5 protein-coding genes and 4 tRNA genes are annotated in these 4,650 nt (G+C 49.9%); 2 read left to right on the plus strand and 7 right to left on the minus strand.

The features are described from left to right. From J4614_RS21815 to J4614_RS21835, 5 genes are all read right to left on the minus strand, one after another. A partial coding sequence (locus J4614_RS21815; protein ID WP_000031682.1) for a GTP-binding protein occupies positions 1-286 on the minus strand: 286 nt, incomplete at its 3' end. Between the two features lie 115 nt (positions 287-401). Beyond that, positions 402-477 (minus strand) — tRNA-Thr (locus J4614_RS21820). Positions 478-483: 6 nt separating this feature from the next. Beyond that, positions 484-558: transfer RNA gene (locus J4614_RS21825), tRNA-Gly, on the minus strand. 116 nt (positions 559-674) lie between these two features. Next, positions 675-759: transfer RNA gene (locus J4614_RS21830), tRNA-Tyr, on the minus strand. An 8-nt stretch (positions 760-767) separates the two neighbouring features. Then, positions 768-843, minus strand: a tRNA-Thr gene (locus J4614_RS21835). Between the two features lie 19 nt (positions 844-862). On the opposite strand from J4614_RS21835, the gene J4614_RS21840 reads away from it, so the two are divergent. Together J4614_RS21840 and coaA are read left to right on the plus strand one after the other, a co-directional pair. Beyond that, positions 863-1,036, plus strand: coding sequence for a hypothetical protein (locus J4614_RS21840; RefSeq protein ID WP_001541267.1), 174 nt, complete (start codon positions 863-865; stop codon positions 1,034-1,036). A gap of 208 nt (positions 1,037-1,244) precedes the next feature. Continuing rightward, positions 1,245-2,195, plus strand: a complete 951-nt coding sequence (gene coaA / locus J4614_RS21845) for a type I pantothenate kinase (RefSeq protein WP_023212681.1) — start codon at positions 1,245-1,247, stop codon at positions 2,193-2,195. A gap of 34 nt (positions 2,196-2,229) precedes the next feature. On the opposite strand, the gene birA is transcribed toward coaA, so the two are convergent. Together birA and murB are read right to left on the minus strand one after the other, a co-directional pair. Further along, positions 2,230-3,192, minus strand: coding sequence for a bifunctional biotin--[acetyl-CoA-carboxylase] ligase/biotin operon repressor BirA (birA, locus tag J4614_RS21850; RefSeq protein ID WP_000655746.1), 963 nt, complete (start codon positions 3,190-3,192; stop codon positions 2,230-2,232). Further along, the gene (gene murB / locus J4614_RS21855) at positions 3,189-4,217 is read right to left on the minus strand and encodes a UDP-N-acetylmuramate dehydrogenase (protein ID WP_001016647.1); all 1,029 of its coding nucleotides are present in this window, start codon (positions 4,215-4,217) and stop codon (positions 3,189-3,191) included. The genes birA and murB overlap by 4 nt, the downstream gene beginning before the upstream one ends. Positions 4,218-4,650: the final 433 nt, after the last annotated feature.

The following is a 4,650-nucleotide window of genomic DNA, read 5'->3' on the forward strand; positions in this document are numbered from 1 at the left end:
CACCGGTGATCATGTTTTTAACATAGTCGGCGTGCCCCGGGCAGTCTACGTGTGCGTAGTGGCGGGTCGGGGTATCGTATTCAACGTGAGAAGTGTTGATGGTGATACCACGCGCTTTTTCTTCCGGCGCGTTATCGATCTGGTCGAATGCGCGAGCGGCACCGCCGTAGGTTTTAGCCAGTACGGTAGTAATGGCAGCGGTCAGCGTTGTTTTACCATGGTCAACGTGGCCGATAGTACCGACGTTAACGTGCGGTTTTGTACGTTCAAACTTTTCTTTAGACATCGATTGTCCCTCTAAGACACGGATAAATCGGTGATATCACCACATCAACCAGGCAACACGCCCGACTTGTTGAATGCTAATAAACAGAAGAGAAAAACAGGAAGGAGAAAAGAAGTGGTGCTGATAGGCAGATTCGAACTGCCGACCTCACCCTTACCAAGGGTGCGCTCTACCAACTGAGCTATATCAGCACATCTTGGAGCGGGCAGCGGGAATCGAACCCGCATCATCAGCTTGGAAGGCTGAGGTAATAGCCATTATACGATGCCCGCATCCTGGAACTCGGCTACCTGATTTTCATTCTGCACTGAATATCGAGAGAAACTCTCTTTATTCGAGCCGGTAAGCGAACTTATCGTCTCGGGCTGCGCCATCGCGCGGCCGAAAATGGTGGTGGGGGAAGGATTCGAACCTTCGAAGTCTGTGACGGCAGATTTACAGTCTGCTCCCTTTGGCCGCTCGGGAACCCCACCGGACTTGATGGTGCCGACTACCGGAATCGAACTGGTGACCTACTGATTACAAGTCAGTTGCTCTACCTACTGAGCTAAGTCGGCATCAAGTAGCGCGCATTCTATGGAGACCTGCGTGCTCATGCAACTAAAAAATTGCATAAAATGTTCTATCGCTCACATTTTGCGCTATAAGAGACAAAAATGCTCTAATTTCAAACAAGAGAGCATAAATTTTCGGCATTTTACCGACCGTCTGACCAGGATACGACGCGGCATTTCAACGCTCCGTCGATAGAAAGCAATCTTCTGTATCTGGTATATTCGTCACATTGCTTCTCAGGGATAGCTTTCACAGCGAGATTTTTTCTTATTATTCCTCCCCATCTGGTGTTACCCTCCTGCCCATTGTCCAAATTAACTTAAATGTGACGTGCCGTTGCATGTCAGGGATGGCCCTCGTTCATCGCTGAACTGATGTAGCAATAGCAGCCAGAAACATGCTTATGAGTATAAAAGATCAATCGTTAATGACGCCTTACCTACAGTTTGATCGCAGCCAGTGGGCTGCGCTTCGCGATTCTGTGCCGATGACCCTGACCGAGGATGAGATCGCGCAGTTAAAAGGCATTAATGAAGATTTATCGCTGGAAGAAGTTGCAGAAATATATTTACCTCTCTCCCGTTTGCTAAATTTCTATATCAGTTCAAATCTGCGTCGTCAGGCTGTCCTGGAACAGTTTCTGGGCACTAACGGCCAGCGAATCCCTTACATCATCAGTATCGCGGGCAGCGTCGCAGTGGGTAAAAGCACGACAGCACGCGTTCTACAAGCGTTGCTGAGTCGCTGGCCGGAACACCGCCGTGTTGAATTGATTACCACAGACGGTTTCCTCCACCCAAACCAGGTGTTGAAAGAACGCGGGTTAATGAAGAAAAAGGGGTTCCCCGAATCGTATGATATGCACCGACTGGTGAAATTCGTTTCTGACCTCAAGTCGGGCGTACCGAACGTGACGGCGCCAGTCTATTCTCATTTGATTTACGATGTTATTCCTGAAGGGGATAAAACCGTCGCTCAACCTGATATATTGATTCTTGAAGGTTTGAATGTTTTACAAAGCGGTATGGATTATCCTCACGATCCGCATCATGTATTTGTCTCTGATTTCGTTGATTTCTCTATTTACGTTGATGCGCCAGAAGAACTTCTTCAGACGTGGTATATCAATCGCTTCCTGAAATTCCGCGAAGGGGCGTTTACCGATCCTGACTCTTATTTCCACAATTATGCGAAATTATCTAAAGAAGAAGCTGTTAATACAGCGACTTCGCTTTGGAAAGAAATTAACTGGTTGAATTTAAAACAAAATATTTTACCCACGCGAGAACGTGCCAGCCTTATTATGACTAAGAGCGCTAACCATGCGGTGGAACAGGTAAGATTGCGGAAATAACAGAAAAAAGGGGAGTACCGACTCCCCTTTTTTACTATTCGGCGCTTCGCAGCGATATTTCCCCACCCATCCAGGGTTTAATCACGCCATCCTGTTCAAGCAATAATGCACCCTGAGTATCAATGCCGCGAGAAATACCAAATATTTCTTTGTCGCCAATAATTAGTTTTACCGGGCGATCAATAAAATTATCCAGTTTTTTCCAGCGCGAAAGATAAGGAGAAAGACCTTCTTGCTCAAAAAGCTCAAGCGCAGCACGTAGCTTATAAATCAGCTTTGCGGCCAGCATATTGCGGTCAAGCGTAATTCCGGCCTCTTGTAGTGTGATCCATCCCTGATTTATCACGTCCTCTTCTACGCGACGCATTGCCATGTTAATACCAGCGCCAATCACTATTTGTGCGGCATCGCCCGTTTTACCGGTTAACTCGACCAGAATACCCGCCAGTTTGCGATCCAGCAGGTAGAGGTCGTTAGGCCACTTCACACGAACTTTATCTGCGCCCAGTTCACGCAGCACTTCCGCCATCACAATTCCAATGACCAGACTCAAGCCTATTGCCGCCGCAGGCCCCTGCTCCAGACGCCAGTACATTGAAAGATATAGATTCGCGCCAAACGGTGAGAACCATTTACGCCCGCGACGACCACGCCCTGCCTGTTGGTATTCTGCTACACAGGCATCGCCTGAACGCAGCTCGCCAATTCGATCAAGTAAATACTGATTGGTTGAATCGATAACGGGCAATACCGCCACGTTTCCGCTATCCAGTTGGCTATGAATACGGTCAGCATCCAGTAACTGGATGGGTTCCGGCAAGCTATATCCTTTCCCCGGAACGGTAAATACATCTACTCCCCAGTCGCGTAATGTCTGGATATGTTTATTAATCGCCGCGCGGCTCATTCCCAGCCGTTCACCCAACTGCTCGCCTGAGTGAAACTCTCCGTCGGCAAGTAGTGAGATCAGCGTCAGGGGAACGGTAGTATCTTTCATGCAATGCTCTCCACTGCGTTCACCTCTCCGAGCTGACCAATAAAGCGAACCTCAGGCTCCAGCCAGACATTAAATTTTTCACCCACTTTTTGCCGGACATGATGCGCCAGCGCCACCACATCTTTACTTGTCGCATTATTCGCATTAATCAATACCAGCGCCTGTTGGCGATGTACCGCAGCGCCGCCAATGGCGACGCCTTTCAACTGACATTGGTCTATCAGCCAGCCTGCCGCTAGCTTCACTGAACCGTCTGCCTGAGGGTAATGCGGCGCGTTGGGAAATCGTTCCAGTAGTTCCATGGCGATATCGGCTGCGACAACGGGATTTTTAAAAAAGCTGCCCGCATTGCCATTCACTTTAGGATCCGGCAATTTTGTGGTGCGCATATGGCATACAGCATCAAATACCTGTTGTGCGGTGACCGTTTTCGGGTCCAGACGAGTAAGATCGCCATAGGTCAACACCGGCTGCCATTGCTTTGATAAACGCAGACCCACCGCGACGATCGCAACGCGATCCTGATATTCATTTTTGAAGATGCTGTCACGATAGCCGAAACGGCATTCCGCCGCGGACAAACGCAGACGTTTTCCCGTTTCCAGTTCAACGCAGTCAACGTAGTCGCAGACGCGCTGTAGTTCTACGCCATACGCGCCAATATTCTGTATAGGTGAGGAACCAACGCAGCCAGGGATGAGCGCCAGATTCTCCAGGCCGGGCATGTTGTTGTCCAGCGCGTAGCGAACCAGCTGATGCCAGTTTTCGCCTGCGCCGACGTGTAGGTGCCAGGCATCCGCGGTTTCATTGACCTCAATGCCTTTCAGGCGGTTAAGGATCACGGTGCCGGCGTAATTTTCCAGAAACAGGACATTGCTTCCTTCACCCAGGATCATAACCGGCAGTCCCTCACGAGTTGCTTGCTGCCAGGCGCTCAGTAGTTGTTGTTCGTTTTCAGCGCATACGATGTGCTTTGCACAATGATCAATGCCGAAGGTATTCCAGGGTTTTAGGGAGTGATTCATAGACGCTTTCCTGATGCAAAATCAGGCTTAGTTTACCGCATCTATGTAGGGAAGGCTTGCGGTTATGTCGACGGAATAAGGCGGTATACACAGGCATTATGTCGATGCCGTAGGCCGGATAAGGCGAAGCTGCCATCCGGCGGTGCCGGTTGCCTGATGGCGCTGCGCTTATCAGGCCTGCATTTTTAAATGTTACCACACACGCAAAAAAGCCCGTCCTGACGGACGGGCTTCTTCACTTGTCTGATGCCTGGCAGTTTATGGCGGGCGTCCTGCCCGCCCCCCTACGGGCCGTTGCTGCGCAACGAGTGCTCACCGACAGACTACAGATAAAACAAAAGGCCCTGTCTTCCGACAGGGCCCTTCGTTTTATTTGATGCCTGGCAGTTCCCTACTCTCGCATGGGGAGACCCCACACTACCATCGGCGCTAC

The organism is Salmonella sp. 32031103-2018-00083-FB-01-SM-01 (assembly GCF_017571995.1).
GTDB classification, from domain to species: domain Bacteria; phylum Pseudomonadota; class Gammaproteobacteria; order Enterobacterales; family Enterobacteriaceae; genus Salmonella; species Salmonella enterica.

Excerpts from the sequence above, each read along its gene's own strand:
- coaA (WP_023212681.1), top strand. The coding sequence starts at position 1,245 with ATGAGTATAAAAGATCAATCGTTAATGACGCCTTACCTACAGTTTGAT.
- J4614_RS21840 (WP_001541267.1), top strand. The coding sequence starts at position 863 with ATGGAGACCTGCGTGCTCATGCAACTAAAAAATTGCATAAAATGTTCT.
- birA (WP_000655746.1), bottom strand. The coding sequence starts at position 3,192 with ATGAAAGATACTACCGTTCCCCTGACGCTGATCTCACTACTTGCCGAC.
- murB (WP_001016647.1), bottom strand. The coding sequence starts at position 4,217 with ATGAATCACTCCCTAAAACCCTGGAATACCTTCGGCATTGATCATTGT.